The 25,619-nt window shown below is 71.9% G+C and carries 15 protein-coding genes; 6 read left to right on the forward strand and 9 right to left on the reverse strand.

Features of this window, described 5'->3' with window-relative positions; all coding sequences use genetic code 11:
- The 9 genes from GA0070558_RS27000 to GA0070558_RS27040 all read right to left on the reverse strand — a co-directional run bounded on the left by GA0070558_RS27000 (position 1) and on the right by GA0070558_RS27040 (position 13,638).
- Positions 1-1,056, reverse strand: coding sequence for a Wzz/FepE/Etk N-terminal domain-containing protein (locus tag GA0070558_RS27000; RefSeq protein ID WP_176734394.1), 1,056 nt, complete (start codon positions 1,054-1,056; stop codon positions 1-3).
- 26 nt (positions 1,057-1,082) lie between these two features.
- On the reverse strand, positions 1,083-2,582 hold the full coding sequence (locus GA0070558_RS27005) for an O-antigen ligase family protein (RefSeq protein ID WP_091284746.1): 1,500 nt from the start codon (positions 2,580-2,582) through the stop codon (positions 1,083-1,085).
- Between the two features lie 64 nt (positions 2,583-2,646).
- Positions 2,647-3,873, reverse strand: coding sequence for a glycosyltransferase family 4 protein (locus GA0070558_RS27010; RefSeq protein WP_091284748.1), 1,227 nt, complete (start codon positions 3,871-3,873; stop codon positions 2,647-2,649).
- Between the two features lie 304 nt (positions 3,874-4,177).
- A complete protein-coding gene (locus tag GA0070558_RS27015; protein WP_091284750.1) occupies positions 4,178-7,396 on the reverse strand; it encodes a ThuA domain-containing protein in 3,219 nt (1,072 codons plus the stop codon).
- Positions 7,397-7,775: 379 nt separating this feature from the next.
- On the reverse strand, positions 7,776-8,888 hold the full coding sequence (locus GA0070558_RS27020) for a sugar phosphate isomerase/epimerase family protein (protein WP_228986305.1): 1,113 nt from the start codon (positions 8,886-8,888) through the stop codon (positions 7,776-7,778).
- Positions 8,889-9,312: 424 nt separating this feature from the next.
- Entirely contained in the window at positions 9,313-9,894 is a 582-nt protein-coding gene (locus GA0070558_RS33030; protein ID WP_052503910.1) for a TlpA family protein disulfide reductase, read from the reverse strand.
- On the reverse strand, positions 9,891-10,343 hold the full coding sequence (locus tag GA0070558_RS33035; protein WP_141722335.1) for a hypothetical protein: 453 nt from the start codon (positions 10,341-10,343) through the stop codon (positions 9,891-9,893). The genes GA0070558_RS33030 and GA0070558_RS33035 overlap by 4 nt, the downstream gene beginning before the upstream one ends.
- A 77-nt stretch (positions 10,344-10,420) precedes the next feature.
- On the reverse strand, positions 10,421-12,466 hold the full coding sequence (locus GA0070558_RS27030; protein WP_077939302.1) for a M6 family metalloprotease domain-containing protein: 2,046 nt from the start codon (positions 12,464-12,466) through the stop codon (positions 10,421-10,423).
- Positions 12,467-12,720: 254 nt separating this feature from the next.
- Positions 12,721-13,638 (reverse strand): dihydrodipicolinate synthase family protein, encoded by a 918-nt coding sequence (locus GA0070558_RS27040; RefSeq protein ID WP_256092148.1) that lies wholly within the window; start codon positions 13,636-13,638, stop codon positions 12,721-12,723.
- Between the two features lie 221 nt (positions 13,639-13,859).
- Here GA0070558_RS27040 and GA0070558_RS27045 point away from each other — a divergent pair, with 221 nt between their 5' ends.
- From GA0070558_RS27045 to GA0070558_RS27070, 6 genes are all read left to right on the forward strand, one after another.
- Positions 13,860-15,092 (forward strand): PucR family transcriptional regulator, encoded by a 1,233-nt coding sequence (locus GA0070558_RS27045; RefSeq protein ID WP_141722336.1) that lies wholly within the window; start codon positions 13,860-13,862, stop codon positions 15,090-15,092.
- Positions 15,093-15,473: 381 nt separating this feature from the next.
- Entirely contained in the window at positions 15,474-17,909 is a 2,436-nt protein-coding gene (locus tag GA0070558_RS27050) for a M14 family metallopeptidase (protein ID WP_091284758.1), read from the forward strand.
- Between the two features lie 426 nt (positions 17,910-18,335).
- Positions 18,336-19,835: a SulP family inorganic anion transporter gene (locus GA0070558_RS27055; RefSeq protein WP_091284760.1), complete on the forward strand. Its 1,500-nt coding sequence runs from the start codon at positions 18,336-18,338 to the stop codon at positions 19,833-19,835.
- Positions 19,835-20,287, forward strand: coding sequence for a MerR family transcriptional regulator (locus GA0070558_RS27060; protein ID WP_077939557.1), 453 nt, complete (start codon positions 19,835-19,837; stop codon positions 20,285-20,287). Before GA0070558_RS27055 ends, GA0070558_RS27060 begins: the two co-directional genes overlap by 1 nt.
- 255 nt (positions 20,288-20,542) lie before the next feature.
- Positions 20,543-23,383 carry a PQQ-dependent sugar dehydrogenase gene (locus tag GA0070558_RS27065; RefSeq protein ID WP_091284762.1) on the forward strand — a complete coding sequence of 947 codons (2,841 nt, stop codon included), beginning with the start codon at positions 20,543-20,545 and terminating at the stop codon, positions 23,381-23,383.
- 65 nt (positions 23,384-23,448) lie between these two features.
- Positions 23,449-25,566 (forward strand): ThuA domain-containing protein, encoded by a 2,118-nt coding sequence (locus GA0070558_RS27070; protein WP_091284764.1) that lies wholly within the window; start codon positions 23,449-23,451, stop codon positions 25,564-25,566.
- Positions 25,567-25,619 lie beyond the last annotated feature (53 nt).

Below are 25,619 nucleotides of genomic sequence, written 5' to 3' on the forward strand. Positions count from 1 at the left end.
CTACCGGTGCCGGGAGTTCTGCTCGGGCACGGTCGCCGTGACGGCCGGCAGCACCACCGTGTCGTCGCTGCCGCGCCCCCCACCGGCCGGAGCCGCCCGACCGACGGCCGACGGCTGGCCGGCCCGGCGGCTGCGCGACAGCCACTCCAGCACCGCGACCAGGAGCACGGCCAGCAGCAGGCCGGCGCCGAGCACCGGGAGCACCAGGCCGACCAACGCCTTCACCCGGGACACCGGCTGCACCTCGCCGACGCTGGTCACCTTCTCCGGGTCGGCGGCCTGGGACTGGGCGCGGGCCTGTTGCAGCCGCTGCCGGGCCGAGGCCAACGCGCTGGCGGCGCTGTCCCGTTGCGCGATCAGCGCCTGGTAGTCGGGCAGCTTCGGGCCGAGCCCGTCGAGCCGCTTCTGCCCGGCGCTGATCGACTCGGCGGCGGCGTCGGCCCCCCGGGAGTTGCCGACCGCCTGCATCTGCAACTGCTGCTGCCGCAGGCTGGCGATCTCCTGGAGGGTCGACTGGTAGAGCTTGTCCGGCTGGCTGACCTTGTTGGCCTTCTCCCAGTCGTTGATCGCCCGGGTGGCGGTGGTCAGCTCGTCGGTGGCCGTCTTCACCTCGTCGGTGGCGATGCCGACCTGGCTGGCGAAGAGGAAGGCCAGGGCCCGCTTGCCGGTCGAGGCGAGCACCGGGTCGACCGTGGACCGGTCGGCGGCGGTGTAGGTCACGGTGAGCTGGCTGCTCGCGCCGACCTGCTTGACCGCCAGCCCGCCGCGCAGCGTGTCGGCGGGCACCCCGGTGTCGGCCGCCACCTGGTCGACCACCTGCGGGGAGGTCACCGCCGCGGCGAAGGCCGCCGCGAACTGGTTGGCCGCCTGGGTGCCGGTGTACTGCTGGGCCGCGCTGCCGCCGACCAGGGCGGGCGCGGCGACGTACGAGGTGGCCGCGTACTGCTGCGGGCCGAGCAGGACGACCAGCGCGGCCGCCGCCCCGGCCACCAGCGGAATGCCCACCAGCAGCCAGAGTCGACGCCGCGCGACCCGCAGATAGTCGACGATCTCCACCCTGCCGCTCCCCACTGCTCGTTGCTTCATCGGTTGTGCCACCCGGTGCCCACCGGTCGGGGCGTCGCCACCCGGGTCGGCTCGGCCGGTAGCCCCCGGGCGACCGCGCCGGCTGCCGCGGCGAACGCCGCGAAGTACCACAGGGTCACCACGTTCGAGATCACGTTGGACGCCGCGCTGACCGCGACGAAGGCGACCGCGCAGCCCAGGAAACCGATCGCGATCCCCCGGCCGAGGCTCCCCGGTGGGGCCCGGCGCAGCGCGTTCAGCCCGGTGTGCAGACACAGCGCCAGCATCGCCAGGTACGCCAGCAGCCCGGCCAGCCCGGTCTCCACGTACGCGCGCAGGAAGTCGTTGTGTGGCTTCTTCGCCTCGTCGGCCTCGAACTTGGTCATGTTGGGGCCGATCCCGGTGACCGGGTTGCGGTTGGCCAGCGACACGATCTCCGACCAGTAGCCGACCCGCCAGGCGAGGGTGTTGCCGGTCGGGCCGCCGCCCACGGCGGTGCTGTCGGCGAGCTGCCCGAAGCGGTGCGCCACGCTCGGCAGCAGGGCCACCCCGGCCACCGCGACCAGGCAGAGCGCCACCAGCATCCGCCGGCTGCGGTGCAGCACCGCCACCACCAGCAGGCCCAGTCCCGCGCCGAGGATCGCGCTGCGGGTGTTGGTGAGCAGCAGGAACAGCAACGACGCGGCGAGCAACGCGCCGAGGCCGAGCCGGAGCCGGCGGCTCAGGTAGCGGTAGATGCCGAACCCGAAGATCACCATGAACATCAGGTAGCGGCCGAAGGTGGTGGACTGGCCGAACGGCCCGCTGATCCGGGTGAAGCCCCCCTTGACCTCGGCCGGTGGGTGGCCGAGCAGGGACAGCACGACGGTGTAGCCGACCGCCAGCGCCAGCGAGGCGTACGCGGCGAGCAGCACCCGGCGGACCGCCGGCAGGTCCGGCATCAGTTGCTCCAGGACCACGAACATCACCACCACGGTGCCGATCCGCAGCGACTCCAGGGCGCTGGGCACCGGCTGGGCGGCCCCCGCCGCGCTGACCAGGGAGGTGGCCCCGACCAGCAGCATCGCCACGCCGAGCGGCGAGCCGCGCAGCCGGCCCCGCTGGCGCAGCTGGGCGGCGAGCCAGAGCCCGGCGGCGAGCAGGAACAGCACCGCGAGGATCGTCGACGGATCCATCGCCCGGGTCGCCGCCGCGCCGTCGGCCCGGCCGGCCGTCGGGCCGCTGAGCTTGAACAGGTCGACGCAGGAGCGGACCGCCAGCATCAGCAGCACGTACGCCGCGAACCGGGTCAGCGCGAGCACGCCGACGGCCAGCCCGGCGAGGACCGCCAGGGGCAGCACCGCGCCGACCCGGCCGCCACCGGTGGCGGCCAACCCGACGGCGACCGCCGCCACGGCGCAGAGCAGGGCCGCGCCGACGGTCAGCAGGCGGGCGGTCGGATCACCGGCGGCCCACCGGCGCCGCCCGTCGGCGGGCAGGGCGAGGTCACTCTCCGTGCCGTGTCGCTGTCCGTCCACCGCTCGCCGACCACTCGTTTCCAGGGAACTGTTGCCGGTCGCCGCCGACGGCCGGAAGGACGGCCTAATCTAACGGTCGCCGAGGTCGGGAGACATGGGCCGTTACGCCGACCGTGGGCGACCCAACGTCCGGTTCCCCCCGGCGGGGGGCGCGCAGAGCCAGCGAGAAGTAGAGTTCCTCCAGCTCACGGGCGGCGGCGTCCCAGCTGTACTCGGCGAGCACCCGGTCCCGCAGCAGCGCGGCGCCGGCCCGTTCGGCAGGCAGGTCGGCGGTCACCGTGTGCAACGCGCGGCGCAGGTCGTCGACGTCGCCGTCGCGGAACAGCCGCTGCCCCGGGCCGTCGCGGTCGAGCATCTCGCGGTGGGGTTCGATGTCGCTGGCCACCACCGGCAGGCCGTACGAGGCGGCCTCCAGCACGGTCAGCGGCAGCCCCTCCAGGCGGGACGGCTGCACGAAGGCCGCCGCGTGCGAGTACAGCTCGGCCAGCACGTCGCCGTAGACGAAGTCGGTGAACACGATGCGCGGGTCGTCACCGGCGGCGGCGCGGAGCTGGGCGACGTACCCGTCGGTGAAGGCCGAACCGCCGACGATGGCCAGCCGCAGGTCGGTCGGCAGCTGACGGAACGCCCGCACGAGCAGGTCGGCGGCCTTCTCCGGGACGAGCCGGCCGACCAGCAGCAGATAGTTGCCGGGGCGCAGGCCGAACCGGGACAGTTCCCGGGGCGGCAGGTGGGTGGGGGCGACCACCCCGTTGGGGATGTAGCGGGCGGGCCGGCCGAACCGGCTGGCGTAGTGCGCGGCCAGGCCCCGCGACACGGTCACCCGGGCGTCGGGCAGGTGCCCGCTGAGCCGGTACGCGGTGCCGAGCACGGCCCGCGCCGCCCGGCCCCACTTGTCGCGCTGGTTGTCCAGCCCGTGCACGGTGAGCACCACCCGGGCCCGGGAGGCGTACCGGGCCAGCGGCGCGGTCAGCACCGGGCCGAGGCCGTGGTAATGCACGATGTCGGGGCGCTCGGCCAGCGCCGCCACGGTGGAGGTGGCCGAGTGCACGATGGCGTCGAGGTGCTTGCTGGACACGGTGCGGGCCCGCCGTAACCGGATGCCCCGGTGCCGGGTCTCCTCGACCGCGCCGTAGCTGTCCCGGCAGTAGACGGTCACCTCGTGGCCGAGGCCGGCCAGCCGGCTGGCCATCTCCTCGACGTGCCGTTCGATCCCCCCGTAGGTGGCCGGCACGCCCTTCTGGCCGATCATCGCCACCCGCAGGGGACGCCAGCCCGGCGGGCAGGTCACGCCCGGCCCCGGGCGGTCGGGGCGAGGCTGTCCCCCTCGGTCGGCGGCATCGTTACGGAACGGCACGGTCCCCCCTCGTTTTCGCTGCGTGCCGGGGCGGGGCGTGGCCCCGGGCGCACGGGACGCTAGATCATCGACGATCGGCCGGCCACTGGCCGGTCAGTCAGACCTGGCCGGCCACCGTCGCCACCGGCCGGGTCGGGCGCCTGCGGGTGCCGCCCGGCCGGGTGCCGGTGGCCGCCCCGGTGCCGGTGCGACGCCGGGAGGACGGAGTCTCCGTCCTCCCGGCGTCCGGGCGGTGACGTCAGGAGGTCGGGCCGCCGAACTCCACCCAGTTGAGGTTGAACAGGCTGGTCGTGGGTCCGCCGGAGACGGGCTTGAAGACCAGGTAGAGCGCGTGCGTGCCGGCCGCCTGGCTGACCGGGAAGGTCTGGCTGGCCCAGGCGCTGGTGCCGGTGGTCGCGTTGAGCGTCGCGCTGGTCACCAGCTCACCGGTCGGCGAGTCGAGCCGCAGCTCGACGATGCCGCGCGGGGTTCCGGCGGTGGCCGTGGAGCCACCGGCGTACCGGAAGGTGATCGTGTCGATCCCGCCCAGGTTGATCGGGGCGAGCGCGATGTGGTCGCCGTTGTCGATGCCGGCCACGTGCTGGCCGCCACCGGCGTCGGTGGTGTTCGCCAGGGTGACGCCCTGCTGCACCTGGGCGAACTCGGCCTGCTGCCGGAAGGTCTGCAGGACCACCTGGTCGAGGGAGGACAGCGCCGGCTGGCCGTTGGCGCCCGTGTCGGTGTAGGTGGCGCTGATCGCGCCGTACAGGTAGCCGCCGGCGTGGTCGGCGCCGTCGGCCGGGGTCTCGAAGGAGCCGGAGCAGCCGTTGGCGTCACTCATGCCGTGGCCGTGGGTGTCGTGGCCCAGCACGAACGAGACCGTGACCCGGCTGCAGTCGATCGGGCCGTCCTCGGGGTCGGTCACGGTGACCGTCCACGGCACGGTGTCACCCCAGTTGAAGAAGGTGCCCGACAGCGGTGAGGTGACCTTCACGGTGGGCGCGGTGTTGCCCACCGTGATCTCGCGGGTGAGCACCGCCGTCTTGCCGCTGGAGTCGGTGACCGTCAGCTTGGCGGTGAAGACCCCGTTGGTGGTGTAGGTGTGCGACGCGTCCCGCTGGGTCGAGTCGGTGGTGCCGTTGCCGTCGAAGTCCCAGGCGTAGGTGATGGTCTCACCCGGGTCCGCGTCGTAGGAGCCCTCGGCGGAGAACTGCACGGTCAGCGGCGCCTGGCCGGAGGTCGGGCTGGCGTGCAGCTCGGCCACCGGCGCCCGGGTGCCCTTGGCGTAGCGGATCACCGACAGCGCGGCGTCCGGGTTGGCCCGGAAGAAGCCGTCGCCGTACTCCAGCAGGTAGAGGTTGCCGTCCGGGCCGAACTCCATGTCCATCGGGTTGTCGAAGACGAAGCCCGGCAGGAACTGCTCCACCCCGACCAGCTTGCCGCTGCCGTTGGTGCGCATCATGAAGATCTTGTCCCGGGTGAACTCCCCGAAGACCACCGCGTCCTGGTAGTACTCCGGGAACTTGGTCTCGGAGGCCAGCGCCGCGTCGTACTTGTAGACCGGGCCGCCCATCGGGCCGACGCCACCGGTGCCGAGCACCGGCCACGTGAACTCACACGTGCCGGGCGGAGTGGCCAGGTACGCCTCGGCGCAGGTGGTGGTGGCCCGGAAGGTGTAGTTGAGCTGCGGGTCCTGCACCGGCGGGAGGACCTGCCGGCCGGTGTTGCGCGGCGAGTCGTTCACCGGAGCGGCGCAGTTGAACGCGCCCTTGGACTGCTTGGTGACGAAGTCGTAGTCGATGTACGGCAGCGTCGGCGAGTAGCAATACGGCCAGCCGAAGTTGCCGGCCTTGTTGGTGGCGATCCACCGACCGGTGCCCTCCGGTCCCCGGGCCGGGTTCGGCACCTGCGAGTCCGGCGAGTAGTCGCCGATGTAGACGAAGCCGCGGGAGTCCACGTCGAAACGGAACGGGTTGCGCAGACCCATCAGGAAGATCTCCGGGCGGGTCTGGTCGTCGCGGTCCTCGGACTCGGGGAAGAGGTTGCCGGCCGGGATGCTGTACGACCCGTCCGCCTTCACCTTGATCCGCAGCACCTTGCCCCGCAGGTCGTTGGTGTTGCCGGCGGACCGCTGGGCGTCGTAGCCCGGCCCCTGGGTCGGCGACTCGTTGATCGGGGTGAAGCCGTCCGAGCCACCGGCGTTGGTGTCGTCACCGGTGACCAGGTAGAGCAGCCCCTTGCCGTCGAACTTGACCTCACCGGCGACGTGGCAGCAGATGCCCCGGTCGGTGTCGACCTTCATGATCTTCTGCTCGCTGGCCAGGTCCAGGTGCGGGGTCGGCTCCTCCACGAACTTGAACCGGGAGAGCTGGTTGTGGCCCTTGTAGACGTCCCACGCGGTCGGGTCGGCGCTGGTCGCCGGCGCGTCCGTGGTGGGGGTGTCGAGTTTCGGCGCGTAGTAGGCGTACACCCACTTGTCGGTGGCGAAGTCCGGGCCGACGGTGACCGACTGGAGGCCGTCCTCGTCGTGCTGGTAGACGGGAATGGTGGTGATCACCGGGCTGGCGCCGGTCTCCGGGTCGTACAGCCGGATCTCACCGGCCCGGGTGTTGTGCAGCACCCGACCGTCGGGCAGCACCGACAGGGTCATCGGCTCGCCCGGCTCGTCGTTGAGGATGACCTTCTCGTAGTTGGCCTTGACCGTCGCGCCGCAGTCCCCCTCGACCATGCCGGCCGACCACTGGATCGCGCCGAGCAGGTGCTTGCGGAACGCGCCGTTGGCGTACGTGTCGGCGGAGTCGCCGAGCCCGGTGTAGAACGACCGGCCCCCCTGGAAGTCCTTGCACCAGGAGATCGGGTGGTCGTAGCCCATGGTGCCGCCGGTGAACGTCTTCTCGTCCACCGTGGCCAGCACGTGCGCGGCGCCCCGGACGTTGGTGGTGAAGTTGTACCACTGGTCGTTCAGGCTGATCTGCCGGGCGAGCGGCTTGCTCGCCGGGTGCGCCCGGTCGGCCACGTCGATGCTCGCCGGCCCGCTCGACGCGGTGCCGGCGGCGGTGGTGCCGACGATGTCGCGGTAGAACGTCCACGACGGTTCGGCCTCGACCGCGGCGTGCACGCCGAGGTAGCCACCACCGTTGCGGATGTAGCGCTCGAAGGCCGCCTCCTGGCTGCCGTTGAGCACGTCGCCGGTGGTGTTGAGGAAGACCACCGCGCCGTAGCTGGCCAGGTTGTCGTCGGAGAACGCGGTCGAGTTCTGGGTGACGTCGACGGTGAAGCCGTTGCCGTTGCCCAGGGTGCGGATCGCGTTGACGCCCTTGTCGATCGACGGGTGGCGCTCACCGTCGGTCTTGGTGAACACCAGGACGCTGGTCCTGTCCTGGGCCGGCTGGGCCAACGCCGGGGCGGTCGCGGCGAGCGGGACGACGATCCCGACTCCTGCGATCGCGGCGAGCCATCGGTGTACCGATCTTGCCATCTGGTTCCTCCGGTGGGGGGACGATGTGCTGCCTGCTCCGGGCGGGACGCCGGGGCCACCCGGGTGGTGTGTGTTGCGTCTGGCTCTCTCATGGGGTACGGGACGACGCCGTCCCGATCCCGTGCGGTTCGCCGACCGGAGAGCTGCGTACGGCCTGGGCCCGTGCCGGGGGCGCGCGGCAGCGCGGCACGGGGTCACGGGTCGGAAGAGGTGACGGGCTACGGGGGGCGGTACGCCCGGTCGCCGTCCGGGGCCGCCTTGCGGCGCGGACGGTCGGAGCGGGCCCCGGGAGGTGACGGTCGCGTCGGGGGACGCGACCGCCACCTGGGTGCCGGCGGCGGTGTGGCCGGGCGGTGCCCAGCTACGGCCGCCGGACGGGTCAGTCGTTGGTGTAGATGGTCAGGTCGGCCATGTTGGCGTAGCTGAGCCGGGCGAAGTCCAGCGACTGGCCCGGGTTGGCGGTGCCGCCGGGGGCGGTGTCCATCTCCCAGTTGGCGTGGTGGAAGTCCGACTCGCCGATGGTCTGGAAGAACTGCTGGAAGTTGATGTCGCCCTCACCGAGCGGGATCATCTCATAGCCGTTGGGCAGCGCGGTGTTGCGGTTGCCGTCCTTGGCGTGGAACAGCGGGAACCGCTTGGTGCGCCGGGCCACGTTCAGGATCGGGTCGAACAGCGAGGTCTTCTGCTGGCCGGCCGAGTTGGTGTACGTGGTGTGCTTGTGCCGCGCCACGTACGCCCAGTAGATGTCGCACTCGAAGAAGACGTACTTCGGGTCGGTCTTGGCGAAGAAGTACTCCAGCCGGCGCACGCCGGAGGAGCGGGTGGGCTTGCCGTTGGCGTCCAGCGGGCCGCTGTCGAGCAGGAACGAGTAGGCCACGTCGTGGTTGTGGGTGTAGAGGCGCATCTTGCGCTCCTTGGCCTGCCGGCCGAGCTCGTTCCACAGGTCGGCCGCGGCGTCCCAGTCGGACTGGTAGGCGCTGTTGGTCGGGTCGCTGCCGGTGCCGATGTTCTTCATGCCGAGTTCCTCGGCGATGTCGAGTTGCTGCTGGAAGGTGTCCGCCCGGATGCTCGTGTGGGTGCCGTTGGCGACCAGCCCGTTGTCGTCCAGGATCTTGCGGATCTCCGTCGGGGTGATCTGCCGGCCCAGGATCGAGGTGTGCTGGTTGTAGCCGGCGAACTCGATCTCCTTGTAGCCCATCTCGGCCAGGCTGGCGAGCACCCGCTCGAAGCCGTAGGGCACGCCGCTGTCGTCCGGGGCGGCGGAGATCCGGTCCCGGACGCTGTAGAGGATGATGCCCCGGTTCTGCGCCGGGATGAGCGGGTCGACCCGCCACTTGCCGTCCGCGCGGGCGGGACCGTTGGTCTGGAGCACCGGCAGGCCGGCCGCGCCGAGCACGGCGGCGGCGCCGGCCGACGCGGCCAGCAGCCGACGGCGGGTGACCTGGGCGCGGTACTGGGGGTCGGAGGCCATACGGCGCTGATCCTCGTTCACAATTTCCACCTTTCGAAAGCGGCCCTGCGGACCGTGGAGACGTGCGAAGTCCTACTAGGAGGGTCGAAGGACCTGCGCCGCCGAATACGCGTGGCCGGGTAGATGGCTGGTCGATCAAGGGGTGATGTCAACCGTGTTACGTCCGTGAACCGGACACTAACGGCGACCGCCAGCTAAAGATAGACCTCGAACGGAGAAACTTTTGTTCGTGCGAACAGAAGTTCCCGATGGTCGGCGAGGAGCCGCCGGACGGTCGCCCGCACCGGCCTCCCCCGTCGATCCACCGACCCCCACCAGCGCGAACACCGACCGTGACGGGAATCCGAGGACCCGGGCACGCCGCAGGGCGCGGCGTCGACCTCCCGTCGATTCGACGCCGCGCCCGCACGAGCCGGCGGGGACCGGCCGTCACCATCCGGGGCGGCTACCCGGAGCCGGCCAGCACCAGTTCCCCGAGCCGCTGCTCCAGCGCCGCCGCGTCCAGCCCGCCGGGCCACCCGCGCAGCAGCGCGCCGCCCTTGGCGACCAGCACGACGGCCGGTGGCTCCCGCACCGCGTACGACCGCCAGATCGTCTGCTGCTCGTCCACGACGACGGGATACTCCACCCGGTGCGCACGCAGGTAGTCCTGCAACTCGTCGGCCTGGTCGGCGCCCGCCACCCCGACGAAGACCACCCGGTCCCGGTAGCGGCGGGCGAGGTCGCTCAGCGCGTCCTGCCGGTCGACGCAGGTGGTGCACCAGGAGCTGAAGAAGGTGAACACCACCGGCCGGTCGGCCCACAGCCGGGCGGCGGTGAGCGGGGTGCCGTCGGTCAGCCCACCGGTGAACGCGGGGGCGGCCGGCGCGGTGCCGGGCGCCGGGCGCAGCGCCAGGTCGGCGGGGACCGGGCCGGGCAACGTCGACGCGCCGCCGGCGAGCGCCGGTGCGGGCTCGGCGGCCGGCCGGGCGGTGCAGCCGGCCAGCACCAGCACCGCCAGCAGCGGCGCGAGCAGCCGCCGCCTCACGCCGGCACCACCGCCACCAGCGCCGGACCCTCGCTGGTGTCCGGGGTCAGGTCGAGCGCCGGCCGGCCGGCCACCTCCAGCCGGTACCCGGTCCGCTGCGGCACCTGCACCGGCACCGCGAACTCGCAGTAGGTCGGCACCCGCTCCACCCCGAGGTCCTCGGCGAAGGCGGCCACCGCCGTGCCCGCCGGCAGCGTCCCGGTGACCAGGGCCGCCCCGGCGGGGTCGAGCACCCGGAACGGCGCCCGGTGGTGGAAGTAGAGGTACGGTCCGGTGCCGGCGCAGTCCACGCCCTCGGCCCGGATGTTGATGTCGCGGACCAGCACCCGGACGGTGGTCGGGGTGACCGCCTCCGGTTCGGCGTCGGGGCCGCCGCAGCCGGCGGCGCCGGCCAGCAGCAGGACCGCCAGCGCGCCGACGCCGCGGCGGGCGCTCGTGGTCAGCCGCACGTGGTCTCCTCCCCACCCGTGCCGTGGGTCCGTGGCGGCCTGCGCCACCACGGACCCACGGCGTCGGTCGATTCCGGTCAGGACTTCTCCACCCGGCACTGCTTGGTCACCGTCTTCGACGGGTCGCTCTCCGAGGTCGCGGTGAGCTTGACGAAGCCGGTGTCCGCCGCGGCGGCGGTGGCCCCCACCGACACCCGGACGGTGGTGGACTTGCCGAACTGGGCGGTGGCCAGCGGGTTGGGCAGCCAGGTCCGCCAGCCCGTGCCGGCCACCTCCGCCGAGAGCCGGTAGACGTCCGACTTCAGGTACGCGGTCGCGTTCTCCGGGTGCTGCTGCCCACCGGCGGAGTAGACGCCGCTGTTGGTCAGCTCGAACGAGCAGGTCACGCCCCGGTTGGTGGGCTTGCCGGTGCTGGTCACCTCGCCCTTGCCCAGGGTCACGCCGTGCGTGCTCGGCCCCCCGGTGCCGTCCAGCGACCGCACCGCCACCGTGTACGACAGCGAGCCGGCCGCGTCCCGCTTGAGGTCGATGATGTAGAAGTGCAGCCGGTTGGCCTCGTCGACGTACTCGTACTGGCTGCCGGTGTCCGCCCCGGCGTGGAACAGCGCGTCGGAGAGCTGCCGGTAGTCACCCATGGTGATCTTCTGCGGGGTGCCGTCCGGCCGGTAGAAATCGATCATGTCGATGTCCTGCGGGTTGGCGTCCACCACCCACTGGAACGGTGCGCTGTCGGCGTTCTTGGTCTTGCTCAGCAGCACGCCCCGGTCCGGGGTGAACGAGTCCGCGCCCATCCGGTCGACGACCTCGACCGTGTAGTTGTTGAAGCTCCCGCCGTCGCACAGCGGGTTCGTGGCGACCGTGCAGGCCGGCGAGAGGTCCTTGTTCAGGGCGATGTTCACCCCGGTCAGCCCCTTCGGGCCGGCGTCGACCGCACGGGCGGTCACCTGGGCGACGACCAGGCCCGAGGAGGCCAGCGCCTCCCGGGACAGCCGCAGCACGTGCTCCTCACCGAGCAGGCCGATCTTGAGCTTGTCCCGCACCGTGTGCAGCGACCCCATCGAACCGCCGTTGGTCGGCGGGATCTGCCAGCGGGTGTGCGGGCCGCCGGGTCCGTTGAACGAACCGCGCGACATCATGCTCCAGATGCCGGTGTACGCCCTTCGTAACGGCTCGCCGTACGGGTTGTTGTAGTTGTCGCCGATGCCGAGCAGGTGGGTCAGCTCGTGGGCGTACACCCCCATGCCGGAGCTCTCCCCCTGGGTGGAGGAGCCGGAACCGGCGTTGGGCCACAACGTCGCCGCCGCCTTCCAGGAGGTCCACTCCACGTAGCGGGTCTTGGCCCAGTTCGGCAGGTTCGGGTCCGGCGGGCCCCAGGAATCCGGCACGTCCTCCTTGTTCTGGAAGATCATCTGCCCGAACTCCTGCCAGGTGGACGACTCGTCCTGCCCGGCGCTGAGGATGAAGACCAGCTCGTACTGGTTGGCGACCTCGTCACCGACCGCCGCCCGCCAGGCGCCCAGCCCGTCGGTGCGGATGTTCTTGTTGCAGGTGTCCCCGCTCGGGCAGGCGCCGGGGTTGAAGCTGTTGTCCAGCCCGTACTGGTAGGACTTCGCCGGCATCTGGTACGGCCCGAACCCGGCCAGGTCCACGCCGTAGCGCCCGTTGGAGTCCTGCATCCAGTACTCGTGCAGGGTGTGCCCCTTGTTCAGGGTGTTCGGGGTGTTGAGGAAGTCCTGGTAGAACTTCGGCACGTCGGCGCGGGGGATGTTGGCCGCGACGGACTGGGGGTTGCCGAAGACCGTGGAGCGGGCCCGCTGGGAAACCGCGAACGTCTGGTCGGGATAGTCGAGCGCGACCAGGGCGATCTTGAAGTTGCGGATCGAGCCCCGCACGCTCGGATCGGCCCAGTTCTTGCCGGGAACCGCCTGGTAGTCGTCCCAGGTCATGGTGTCGGGGTTCTGCCACGCCTGCGGGTCGAGGACCTGGAACGGCGCGGTGCCGCCGGCCGGATTGGCCGGGGCCGCGGCGGCCTGCGTCGAGGCGGTCGCCACGAGCGTGCCGGCCAGGACCGCGGCCAGCACGCGACGCCGCAGTCGGGGGGTGTTGCGGGGAGCACGGTGCACGGGTTCACCTCTCGTCGGGAGGGACGCGGCCGCCGGTGACCGGTGTCCCGAGGGTGACTGCCGGGACAGCCGTGCACCGGGCCGCGCAGCGAATCTAGGAGGCCGGGCCGGGGCGGGTCACCGTGCAGATGTCGGCAGGTGAACCGGCGGCTTCCGACACCTGAAGGACCGGCAGCCGGTCGTGACCGGCCGGGCCCCGGCCCGGACCGACCGGCCCGGCCCGCCCCGGCACCGCGCGGAGCAGCCCGGACGGCTCAGCGGGGACGGCCGTCGGCAACCGGGTCGACGGTGACGGACAGGGCCCGGACCAGGTCCCGGCGCAGCCGGGCGGCGACCGGCGGCGGCAGCGGGCCGCGCGGCGGGCGGCACCGTCCACCGAACCGCCCGGCACAGTCCATCGCCAGCTTGATCGCCTGCACCGCCTCCGGCCGGGAGCCCCAGCCGAACGCCGGGTGCAGCTCGGCGTAGAGCGGCAACGCGCGGGCCAGGTCACCGGCGGCACAGAGGTCGTAGAGGCGCAGGGCCTGCCGGGGCAGCGCGTTGGACAGCCCGGCGACCCAGCCCCGGGCCCCGCACAACACGAGTTCCAGCAGCACGTCGTCCGCGCCGGCCAGCACGTCCACGTGCGGGCAGAGGTCCCTGATCCGGTGCACCCGTCGGACGTCGCCGGAGAACTCCTCGACCGCGACGATCCCGTCGGTCTCCGCGACCCAGGCGAGCAGCTCCGGGGTGAGGTCCACCCGGGTGTCGTACGGGTCGTTGTGGGCCACCACCGGCAGGCCGACGGCGGTCACCTCCCGGTAGTGGGCGACCACGTCGGCGTCGCCGGCAGGGTAGCCGTCCGGGGGTGGGGCGAGCACCCCGTGCGCCCCGGCGGCGGCGGCCTGCTCCGCCCAGCGGCGGGACTGCCGGCTGCCGTACCCGCCGACGCCGGGCAGCACCGCGCAGCCGGGCGGCGCGGCCTGCACCGTCGCCCGCACCACGTCGGCCCGCTCGTCGTCGGACAGCGCCCGGTACTCCCCCACCGACGCGCACGGGGTCACCCCGTGACACCCCGCCTCGGCCAGCCAGCGCACGTGCTCCTGGAGCCGGTCGAAGTCGACGCCGAGGTCGTCGCGGAACGGTGTGGTGATGGCGACCAGCACCCCCCGCCAGGGCCTACCAGCTGTCACTCGGGCGTTCCCTCCTGCGCGCCGGCGGCCCGCTGCCCACCGCACCGGAACCCTACGATCGGCGATCACGGCGGCGCTTCGGACAATTGCCGGAACAGTCGCCATGGGGGCCGTCCTTTTGTCGGTAGATCCCCGGTGGACCTTGCGCCCGGGGCCACCGGCCGCAGATGGTAGGGCACCGGCTGTCGCACCCCTGCCGCGCAGCCAACCAGGGGAGATCCATGCACGGTGAGCTTCAACGCATAGTCGATGCCGTCGCCGCCCGGGTGGGGCGTCCCGCCCTCATCGAGGACCGGCGGCAGCGGGTGGTCGTCTACAGCGAACACGACGGGCCGATGGACGAGGTGCGCCGGATGTCGATCCTGCGCCGGCAGACCACCCCCGAGGTGATCGCCTGGTTCCGCCGGATGGGCGTGCTCACCGCCCGTGAGCCGGTGCGCACCCCGGCCGACGTCGACCTCGACCTGCTCCCCCGGGTCTGCGTGCCGATCTGGCACGACGACCTGCTGCTCGGGTTCGTCTGGTTCATCGACGACGACGGGTCGATGACCGACGCCGACATCGCCACCGCGACCAGCGCCTTCACCGACCTGTCGCTGGCCCTCTACCGGGAGAACCTGCTCGGCGAGCTGGCCTCGCAGCGGGAGTCGGAGGCCACCCGGACGCTGCTGGTGGAGAGCCCGCAGGCCCGCGCGCACGCCGTCCGGGCGCTGCTGGAGGAGGGCACGGTCGCCGGTGACGGCCCCACCACCGCCGTGGTGGTCCAGCTCGTCCCCGCCGCCGGGCGGCACCCCGACGAGGTGGCCCGGATCGCGCTGGAGCAGGCGCTGGTGGCGACCCGGCGGTGGCTCGGCGTGCGGGAGTCGCTGCACATGGTCTGGCCCGACCACGGGGTGCTGCTGATCTGTGGCGGCCGGATCGCCGGCCAGCCCACCCTGGAGGCCGCCGCCGAGCATCTCGACGAGGCGCTGGGCCAGGCGACCCGGGGGCTGTCCTCGGTGGAACGGACGGTGACCGGGATCGGCCAGTCCCGCCCGGGGCTGGCCGACGCGGTGCAGTCCTACCGGGAGGCGGTGCAGGCGGCCCGGGTCGGGGTGCAGCTGCCGGCGCTCGGCCGGGTCGTCTCCTGGGCCGGCCTGGGCATCTACCGGGTGCTGTCCCAGCTCGACGGCCGGCACCTCGACATCGCCGGGGTGCACCCCGGGTTGGAGCGGCTACTGCACGACGACGCCCACCAGGTGCTGCTGGAGACCCTGGAGGCGTACCTTGACCTGGCCGGCAACGCCCACGCGACCGCCGAGAAGCTGCGGCTGCACCGGACCACCCTCTACTACCGGCTGCAACGGGTCGAGCAGCTCGCCGACACCGACCTCAAAGACGGCAACGAACGGTTGTGCCTGCACCTGGCGATGAAGCTCGGTCGGCTCGCCGGCCACTACCGGTCGGCGTCCTGACCGTCGCCGCCGGACCGGCCGTCCGGAGAGGACACCCGAGCCGCCGCGCTGTGACAGTCCGTGTCCGGCCGGACAGATCATTGACAGATCCGAGCGGGCACGGCCAGGATGGGCGCACCGATCGGCAACGGCCCCACGACCTACCGTAACCAGGTACGCCCCCCGCCCGTCACGCAGACCGGATCGGCGCCGGTCCGTCGCCTCCGCGCGTCCGGAGGACACCCCCGTGTCCCCCGTCGTCGGCGGAGTGGACGTCGTGTTCGGTCACCCACCGTCGCCCGACTGTCGGCGTCCGACCTCCCCGTTTCGCACACCCGCCCGACGGCGGGCGCTGCCGCGCGCCGTCGGCCGGTCTCGCACCCCCAGGAAAGGTGGCCCGAGATGTCCCGTTCCGCGTTCCCCCGCCGCTGGCGGCGGCTACCCGCCGCCACGGCCGCCGGCGTGGCGTTGCTGCTGCTCGCCGGCCCGGCGACCGCCGGCACCGCCGCCCCGCCCGACCGGGAGGCCGACGCCCCGGTCGCGCTCGAACGTTCCGCCGACGAGCAGGCCGACGTGGTGGAGGTGACGGTCGACGGCACCGCCCAACTCGACGCGCTGGTCGCCACCGGCATCGACCTCGACCACCACGTCACTCCCACCGAGGCGGGCATCGTGGTGCACGCCGTGGTCACCCCGACCGAGGTCGCCGGGCTGAAGCGGATGGGTTACCAGGTCGGCGCCGTGCTGCACGACGCCGACGACTCCGCGCAGCGGATCAGCGAGCGGGACGCCACGATCGCCGCCCATCAGGCCGAGAACCGGGCGTACACGGCGACCCTGGAGCGCAGCGCCGCCGCCTCCGACGTGAAGATCATCCGGGCCGACTACTACACCTCCGGCACCAACCAGGTGCTCTCGGTCGAGGCCAAGTGGGCCCAGGGGCAGACCTCCGCCAGCACGCTGACCGTGGCCCGGGACAGCGGCCCCGGCACCGAGATCGGCTCCGGCGGCACCCAGAACATCTCCCGGTTCGTCGACGCCGGGGTCTACCTCTACCACCGGGGCGCCGCCGCCGTCACCGCCCGGCCGGAGCGCATCCAGATCACCAGCCCCACCGGCGACGTGGCGGTCGCCGAGGTCAAGGAGTGGCTGCCGATCCCGGCCGACAGCCCGGAGGGCCCCGGCTACCAGAAGGACTTCGTCACCAGCTACCTCACCCCGACCGAGCTGTACGACCGGATCAAGCGGCTGGCCGACGCCTACCCGCAGCTCGCCGAGGTGGTGAAGCTGCCCTACCAGACCAACGGGTACCGGCGTAAGGCGCAGGTCGTGCTGGGTGGGACCACCGCCACCCGGGTCGCGGTGGACTCGCTCGCCTGGGGGCACGAGGGCGGCAACGACATCACCGTCGAGCTGGCCGCCCCGGGCGCGGCCGACCAGCCGCTTTCGGTCACGGTGACCGGCAAGGCCATCCGGGTCAGCCTGGCCACCGACGCCGCCGGGGCGGTGACCAGCACCGCCGCCCAGGTCGCCGCGGCGCTGACGGCCGAGGCGGGTGCGCTGGTCACGGCGTACACCTATCGGGGGGACGCCGGCGCCGGGGTGGTCGCGCCGGTCGCGCCGACGCCGCTGTCGGACAACCTGAAGGCGCCGGCCGGGGTCTCCCGCGACCCGCACCCGGTGTACGCCATCCGGATCGGCAAGTACCGCGACGGCTCCCGCACCGGGGTCCTCGCCTACGCTCAGGAGCACGCTCGAGAGTGGGTGCCGCCGCTGGTGACCATCGAGACCGCCGAGCGACTGCTGCGCAACCACGCCACCGACGAGAACACCAAGCAGCTGCTGCGCACCCTGGACATCTGGATCGTCCCGTCGATCAATCCGGACGGCGGGCACTACTCGTTCTACGACTACGCCTCGCAGCGCCGCAACATGACCAACCACTGTGCGCCGGGCGGTGCCACCGACGCGCTGGCCCGTAACTCGTGGGGCGTGGACAACAACCGCAACTACACCGAGTACAGCCTCTTCGACGGCTACTCGGGGGCGTCGGCGAGCTGCACCAGCGACACCTACGCCGGGCCGAGCGAGCTGTCCGAGCCGGAGAACCGCAACGTCGACTGGCTGGCCCAGCGGCCGAACATGAAGTTCTCGATGAACCTGCACTCCTCCGGCAACTACTTCATGTGGTCGCCGGGCGCGTACGCCACCCCGGGCCGGATCTCCGCGCCCCGGCCGACGCTGGCCGAGGAGTCGTTCTTCTGGGGCGCGTCGTCGCGCATCCTCACCGCGATCAAGCGGCACCGCAACATGGCGGTCACCCCGGCCCGGACCGGCCCGATCTCCGACGTGCTGTACTCGGCGGCCGGCAACTCCGGCGACATGCTCTGGTACAAGTACGGCATCTACGCCTGGAACTTCGAGGTCGGCACCAGCTTCCAGCCCACCTGGGAGGAGGCGCACCAGGAGACCATGGAGTTCAGCAACGGCCTGGTCGAGCTGCTGCGGGTGGCCCGGGACTACGACAAGGACAAGAAGCGCCCGACCAGCACCCTGTCGGTCACGCCGAGCGCCACCGAGGGCGCGGTCAGCGTCCGGTTCGACGTCAGCGAGCCGGCGGCGGTGTTCTACACCCTCGACGGCAGCCGGCCGACGTTCGAGTCCACCCTGTACGCCTCGGCGGGCATCCGGGAGGGGGCCGAGACGCTGACCGTCCCGACCGGCACCAAGATCCACTGGTTCTCGGTGGACGCGGCCGGCAACATCGAACGCAACTACCGACCGGACGAGGACAGTAAGACCTTCAACCGGGGCTGGGCGACGCTGCCCACCGGCTGAGGTCCCCAGCGCGCCAGCGGGGGTCCGCGCCGCCGGACCCCCGCTGGTCGACCCCGCTCAGGCCGTGGCCCGCCAGCGGATGTCGCCGTGGGACCGCCTCGGCTGCCATCGCTCCATCACGCTTGGCCTGGTGCCGCGCGCGACAGCGGCGATCGGCATGCTGCCCACCGCAGTCGCTGTCCCGGCTGTGCCCTGCCGTCGTCGCAGCGTGATGATCACCACCTCGACCCAACTCTCCCCTGACGGAAGGGTAGGTTCTCCGGGGTGGCGTCGAGGTGCGGACGGCCACGGCAAACGCGCCGCGTTCCGACCTCAGAGCCCGGGAAGCTCACCCGACGCATCCAACGCCGGCCGTTCCCGGCCGCCTGCCTTCCTGCGAGGAAGGTTCGCTGCGCGCCCCGGGCGCGCCTGAGTGGAAATGGCTGTATGTCTTCTGTGCTGTCCGCGGTCAACCGGCCGCGCCTGCCCCGCCCGTCCTGGCTGTCGCCGAAGGTGTTCCGCACCGAGATCCTCGCCGGCCTGGTCGTCGCCCTGGCGTTGATCCCGGAGGCGATCTCCTTCTCGATCCTGGCCGGGGTCGACCCGCGGGTGGGGCTGTTCGCCTCGTTCACCATGGCCGTCACCATCGCGATCTGCGGCGGCCGGCCGGCGATGATCTCCGCCGCGACCGGAGCCGTCGCCCTGGTGGTCGCGCCGCTGGCAAAGGAGTACGGCCTGGATCACCTGATCGCGGCGGTGATCCTCGGCGGCGTGATCCAGATCCTGCTGGCGGTGCTCGGGGTGGCGAAGCTGATGCGGTTCATCCCCCGCAGCGTCATGGTCGGCTTCGTCAACGCCCTGGCGATCCTGATCTTCGCCGCCCAGATCCCGCACCTGCTCGGCGTGCCGTGGCTGGTCTACCCACTCGTCGCCGTCGCCCTGGGAATCATGGTCGGGCTGCCCCGGCTCACCCGCGCCGTCCCGGCGCCGCTGGTCGCGATCGTCGTGCTGACCGTCGTCACGGTGGCCGTCGGCGTGGCGGTGCCGACCGTCGGGGACGAGGGCGCCCTGCCGGACAGCCTGCCCGCCCTCGGGCTGCCACAGGTCCCCTGGACAGTGGGCACCCTCACCCTGATCGCCCCCTACGCCCTGGGCATCGCGCTGGTCGGGCTGATGGAGTCGCTGATGACCGCCAAGCTCGTCGACGACATCACCGACACCCCCTCCAGCAAGACCCGCGAGTCCTGGGGTCAGGGGGTCGCCAACATCGTCACCGGCTTCTTCGGCGGCATGGGCGGCTGCGCCATGATCGGCCAGACGATGATCAACGTGAAGGCGTCGGGTGCCCGCACCCGCCTGTCGACTTTCCTGGCCGGCGTGTTCCTGCTGATCCTGGTCGTGGCGCTCGGTGACGTGGTCGCGGTCATCCCGATGGCCGCCCTGGTCGCCGTGATGATCATCGTGGCGGTGTCGACGTTCGACTGGCACTCCGTCGCGCCGAGGACCCTGCAGCGGATGCCGTACGGCGAGACCGTGGTCATGCTCGCCACCGTCGCGACCACCCTGGCCACCCACAACCTCGCCATCGGCGTCGTGGTCGGCGTGCTCACCGCCATGGTGATCTTCGCCCGCCGGGTCGCCCACCTCGTCGAGGTCACCAGCGTCCTCGACCCCGACGGCGGCACCCGCATCTACTCCGTACACGGGGAGTTGTTCTTCGCCTCCAGCAACGACCTCGTGGGCCAGTTCGACTACGCGGGCGACCCCGACACCGTGGTCATCGACATGACCCACGCCCACGTCTGGGACGCCTCCTCCGTCGCCGCGCTCGACGCCATCACCACCAGGTACGCCGCCCGGGGCAAGACCGTCGAGATCATCGAGCTGAACCAGCCCAGCGCCCGCATCCACCATGCCCTCGCCGGCCGCCTCGGCGTCGGCCACTGATGGCCACCACCAGCCGCGGCACCGGGCCGGAGCAGCGCGCCTCCGGCCCGGCCACCGGCCGGCTCATGCAGATCGGCGAGGCCGCGGACCGGGTCGGCCTGAGCGTCCGCACCATCCGCCACTACGAGGAGGCCGGCCTGATCGTCCCCTCCGCCCGCAGCGAGGGCGGCTTCCGCCTCTACACCGAGCCCGACCTCGACCGCCTCGCCGTGGTCAAGCGCATGAAGCCCCTCGGCTTCACCCTCGACGAGATGCGGGACCTGCTCACCGTCCTCGACGCCCTCGACACCGCCACCGGCGCCGACCGGGCAGCCCTGCTCGACCGGCTCGACATGTTCCACGCCGCCGCCACCGTCCGCGTGACCGCCCTGCGCGACCAGCTCGCCACGGCCGAAGGCTTCGCCGGCACGCTGCGCGACAAGCTGGACCACCACCACAGCTCGGAGGGCTGAGCCCGCCCGCCGGTCGCTGCTCGGCCGGGCAGACCCGGGGACTTTTCGTGGTTCAAGCGAAAGTTCGCCGTGGTTGGGCAGAAGGTATGGACAGTGGGATCGAAGCAGCTTAATGTCTTCGCCATCACGAAAGTGTTTCGGCGAGGTGAACCGGCGGCGCGGTGACCCATCGACCCCCCTCCCCCGCTACGGCTTCCGGCGCGACGGCGCGCGCCCCGCCCTGGCATTCGAACGTCAGGAAGGGACGGACAGACAGTGTCCAACCACGACGGCGCGCTCGGCCGGCGAACAACGTCGGTCAGCTCCGCACTACTACTGGTGGCCGCCGCCGGGCTGATCGCCCTCGGCAGCCCGGCCCCCGCCCAGGCCCACACCATCAACCCCACCGACTTCCAGCAGGTCACCCTGGCCAAGGGGGTGGCCGAGGTCGGCGAGCCCATGACCATCGCGGTGCTGCCCGACCGGTCGGTGTTGCACACCGCCCGCAACGGCACGCTGCGTCGCACCGACGCGGCCGGCACCACCACCGTGGTCGGCACGATCCCCGTCTACACCCACGACGAGGAGGGCCTCCAAGGCGTCGGGGTGGACCCGAACTTCACCACCAACCGGCACGTCTACCTCTACTACGCCCCGCCGCTGTCCACCCCCGCCGGGGACGCCCCGGCCACCGGCACGGACTTCTCCGCCTGGCAGGGCGTCAACCGGCTGTCCCGGTTCACCCTCAACGCCGACTGGACGCTGAACACGTCCAGCCAGGTCACCATCCTGGACGTGCCAGCCGACCGAGGCATCTGCTGCCACGTCGGCGGGGACATCGACTTCGACGCGGCCGGGAACCTGTACCTGTCGACCGGCGACGACAGCAACCCGTTCGACTCCGCCGGATACGCGCCGATCGACGAGCGGACCAACCGCAACCCCGCGTACGACGCGCAGCGCAGCGCGGCCAACAGCAACGACCTGCGCGGCAAGATCCTGCGGATCAAGGTGAGCGCGGACGGGAGCTACTCCATCCCGGCCGGGAACATGTTCGCCCCGGGCACCGCGCGGACCCGTCCGGAGATCTACGCGATGGGGTTCCGTAACCCCTTCCGGATGAGCGTGGACAAGGCCACCGGGGTCGTCTACGTCGGCGACTACGGCCCGGACGCCGGCACCACCAGCACGCGCGGCCCCAGCGGTCAGGTCGAGTTCAACCGGGTGACCGGGCCGGGCAACTACGGCTGGCCGTACTGCACCGGCGCCAACACCGCCACCGAGACGTACGCGGAGTGGGACTTCGCCGCGGGCACCGCAGGCGCCAAGTACGACTGCACCGGCGGGCCGACCAACAACTCGTTCCGCAACACCGGCCTGCCCACCCTGCCCGGGGCGCAACCGGCCTGGATCCGGTACGCCGGTGACGCCGGCAGCCCGCCGGAGTTCGGTGGCGGCTCCGAGTCGCCGATGGCCGGTCCGGTCTACCGCTACAGCGCGTCGAACCCGTCCACCACGAAGTTCCCGCAGTCCTTCGACGGCCAGTTCTTCGCCGCCGAGCTGGGCCGGGGCTGGATCAAGCCCATCCACGTGAACGCCGACGGCTCCCGGGGCGCCATCGACGCGTCGTTCCCCTGGAACGGCAAGCAGGTCATGGACTCCGCGTTCGGCCCGGACGGCGCGCTGTACGTCCTCGACTACGGCACCGGCTACTTCAACGGTGACGCCAACTCGGCGCTGTACCGGTACGACTACGTCGCCGGTGGCAACCGCGCGCCGACCGCCGTCGCCGCCGCCGACAGGACCTCCGGGGCGGCCCCGCTGACGGTGAACTTCTCGTCGGCCGGGTCGTCGGACCCGGAGGGCGGGGCGCTGACCTACTCGTGGGCGTTCGGTGACGGCACCACCTCCACGGCGGCCAACCCCAGCAAGACGTTCACCGCCAACGGCACCTACAACGTCACCCTGACCGTCCGGGACCCGCAGGGCGCGACCGGCACCGCCAGCGTGCAGATCGGCGTCGGCAACACCGCCCCGACCGTCACCATCACCGGCCCGGCGAACGGCTCGCTTTTCTCCTACGGCGACGCGGTGCCCTTCAGCATCACCGTCACCGACCCCGAGGACGGCACGATCGACTGCGCCAAGGTCAGGATGACCTACGTGCTCGGCCACGACCAGCACGGCCACCAGATCACCTCGAAGAACGGCTGCTCCGGCTCGATCACCATCCCGGTCGACGGCGAGCACGACGACGCGGCGAACATCTTCGCGATCTTCGACGCCGAGTACACCGACGCCGGTGGGCTGACCACCCACAAGCAGCACACCCTCCAGCCGCGCAAGCGCCAGGCCGAGCACCTGAAGACCTCGTCGGGGGTGACCCTCTACGACAAGGCCGCGGCCGAGGGCGGCCGGACCGTCGGCAGCATCGACAACGGCGACTGGATCGCGTTCGAGCCGTACCGACTCGACAAGGCCACCTCGTTCAGCGCCCGGGTCTCCTCCAACGGCGTCGGCGGCACCCTCCAGGTCAGGATGGGTTCGCCCACCGGCACCGTGCTGGGCCAGGCGACCGTCCCGGTCACCGGCGGCTGGGAGACCTTCACCACCGTCACCGGCACCGTCTCCGGCGCGCCGGCCAGCACCGGCACGCTCTACCTCACCTTCGCCGGGGGCACCGGGGCGCTGTTCGACCTCGACGCGTTCACGTTCGTCACCGGCGGCACCACCCCGGGCACCGGGCCGATCGTCGGGCTCGGCGGCAAGTGCCTGGACGTACGCAACGCGGCCACCACCGACGGCACCCAGATCCAGATCTACACCTGCAACGGCACCGCCGCTCAGATCTGGACGGTCACCCCGAACAGCACCGTCAAGGCACTCGGCAAATGCCTGGACGTCTCCGGAGGGGGCTCCGCCGACGGCACGAAGATCCAACTCTGGACCTGCAACGGCAGCGGCGCCCAGAACTGGTCGGCACAGACCGACGGCACCCTCCGCAACCCCCAGTCCGGCAAATGCCTCGACGTGTCGGACAACAACGCCACCGACGGCCAGGCCGTCCACCTGTGGACCTGCCTGTCGGCCGCCAACCAGAAGTGGACCCTGCCGTAACCCGCCTGCCGGGGCGTCCCCGGGACGCCCCGGCACCACCCTCCACCCCCATTCGGGAGAGTGACATGCGCAGACTCCTTCGATCCGTCCTCGGCGCGGTGACCGCCGCTGCCGCAGTTCTTGCCGCTACGACGTCGGCGACGCCGGCCATCGCGGCCGATGCCCCGTACGACGTGCTGGTGTTCTCCAAGACCGCCGGGTTCCGGCACGACTCGATCGCCGTCGGCACCCAGGCGATCCGGGAACTCGGTGCGGCGAACGGTTTCACCGTGACCGCGACCGAGGACGCGTCCCGGTTCACCACCGCGAACCTGGCCCAGTACGAGGCGGTGGTCTTCCTCAACACCACCGGGGACGTCCTGGACGCCGCACAGCAGTCCGCCTTCGAGTCGTACGTCAACGGCGGCGGCGGGTACGTCGGCGTCCACGCCGCCGCCGACACCGAGTACGGCTGGTCGTACTACGGCAGCCTGGTGGGTGGCTACTTCGCCTCGCACCCGGCCATCCAGCAGGCGAACGTCCGCTTCGAGAACCGGGCGCACCCGGCCACCGGGCAGCTGCCGCAGACCTTGACCCGCACCGACGAGTGGTACAACTACCAGACCAACCCGCGCGCGGGCGCCCGGGTCCTCGCCACCCTGGACGAGTCGTCATACTCGGGCGGCTCGATGGGCGGCGACCATCCGATCTCCTGGTGCAAGACCGTCAGCTCCGGCCGGTCGTTCTACACCGGGTTGGGGCACACCCAGGGGTCGTACGCGGAGGCGGCGTTCCGCAGCCACCTGCTCGGCGGCATCCGGTACGCGGCGGGTCGGGCGAAGGCCGACTGCCGCCCGGAGACCGGCTACAGCAACCTCTACAACGGGTCCACCACCGGCTGGTCGCAGGCCGGTCCGGGCAGCTTCAGCAACTCCGACGCCACCCTCACCTCCATCGGCGGCATGGGCCTGTACTGGTACAGCGCCAAGCAGTTCACCAACTACTCCCTGAAGCTGGACTGGCGGATGTCCGGCGACGACAACTCGGGCGTCTTCATCGGCTTCCCGCCGTCGACCGCCCCCTGGTCGGCGGTGGACAACGGGTACGAGATCCAGATCGACGCCACCGACGCGGCCGACCGCACCACCGGCGCGGTCTACACCTTCCAGTCCGCCGACCTGGCCGCCCGGGACGCGGCCCTGAACCCGCCGGGAGAGTGGAACACCTACGAGCTGCTGGTCGAGGGGGAACGCCTCCAGGTCTTCCTCAACGGGCGGAAGATCAACGACTTCACCAACACCGACCCGGCCCGCTCGCTCGCCGGCCACGTCGGGCTCCAGAACCACGGTACGGGCGACGACGTGTCGTTCCGCAACGTCCGGATCAAGGAGCTGGGCGGCACGCCGCCGGGCGGCGACACCACCGTGCAGGCCGAGGCGTTCAGCTCGGCCAACGGGGTCAGCGCGTTCACCAAGGCCGGGGCCAACGGCGGACAGACCCTCGGCTACGTCGACCCGGGCGACTGGGCCGCGTACCCGGGTCTCGACCTGACCGGGGTCACCTCGTTGCGGGCCCGGGTGGTCTCCGGTGGTCCGGGCGGCACCATCGGCATCCGGACCGGCTCGGCCACCGGCCCGCTGCTCAGCCAGGTGGCGGTGCCCAACACCGGAAGCTGGACCACGTACGCCGACGTCAGCACCACCCTGGCCGGGGTGCCCGCCGGTACGCAGACCGTGTACCTGACCTTCACCGGCTCCGGGACCGGCCTGTTCGACGTGGACGACTTCACCCTCGTCCGGGGCGGCGGCAACCCCGGCACCCCGGGCACCGGGCCGATCGTCGGGCTCGGCGGCAAGTGCCTGGACGTACGCAACGCGGCCACCACCGACGGCACCCAGATCCAGATCTGGACCTGCAACAGCACCGCCGCGCAGACCTGGTCGGTGACGCCGAACAGCACCGTCAAGGCACTCGGCAAATGCCTGGACGTCTCCGGAGGGGGCTCCGCCGACGGCACGAAGATCCAACTCTGGACCTGCAACGGCAGCAGCGCCCAGAACTGGTCGGCACAGACCGACGGCACCCTCCGCAACCCCCAGTCCGGCAAGTGCCTCGACGTGTCGGACAACAACGCCACCGACGGCCAGGCGGTTCACCTGTGGACCTGCATGTCGGCCGCCAACCAGAAGTGGACCCTGCCGTGATCCGGTAGGCGGGCAGCCCCTGCCCCCGCTGTCGGACCGGCAGCGGGGGCACG

The sequence above is a fragment of the Micromonospora haikouensis genome (assembly GCF_900091595.1).
GTDB lineage: Bacteria > Actinomycetota > Actinomycetes > Mycobacteriales > Micromonosporaceae > Micromonospora > Micromonospora haikouensis.

What these genes read in the sequence shown, in the direction of transcription:
- GA0070558_RS27045 (WP_141722336.1), top strand. Translation starts at nt 13,860, where the DNA reads ATGCACGGTGAGCTTCAACGCATAGTCGATGCCGTCGCCGCCCGGGTG.
- GA0070558_RS27055 (WP_091284760.1), top strand. Translation starts at nt 18,336, where the DNA reads ATGTCTTCTGTGCTGTCCGCGGTCAACCGGCCGCGCCTGCCCCGCCCG.
- GA0070558_RS27060 (WP_077939557.1), top strand. Translation starts at nt 19,835, where the DNA reads ATGGCCACCACCAGCCGCGGCACCGGGCCGGAGCAGCGCGCCTCCGGC.
- GA0070558_RS27070 (WP_091284764.1), top strand. Translation starts at nt 23,449, where the DNA reads ATGCGCAGACTCCTTCGATCCGTCCTCGGCGCGGTGACCGCCGCTGCC.
- GA0070558_RS27015 (WP_091284750.1), bottom strand. Translation starts at nt 7,396, where the DNA reads ATGGCAAGATCGGTACACCGATGGCTCGCCGCGATCGCAGGAGTCGGG.
- GA0070558_RS27050 (WP_091284758.1), top strand. Translation starts at nt 15,474, where the DNA reads ATGTCCCGTTCCGCGTTCCCCCGCCGCTGGCGGCGGCTACCCGCCGCC.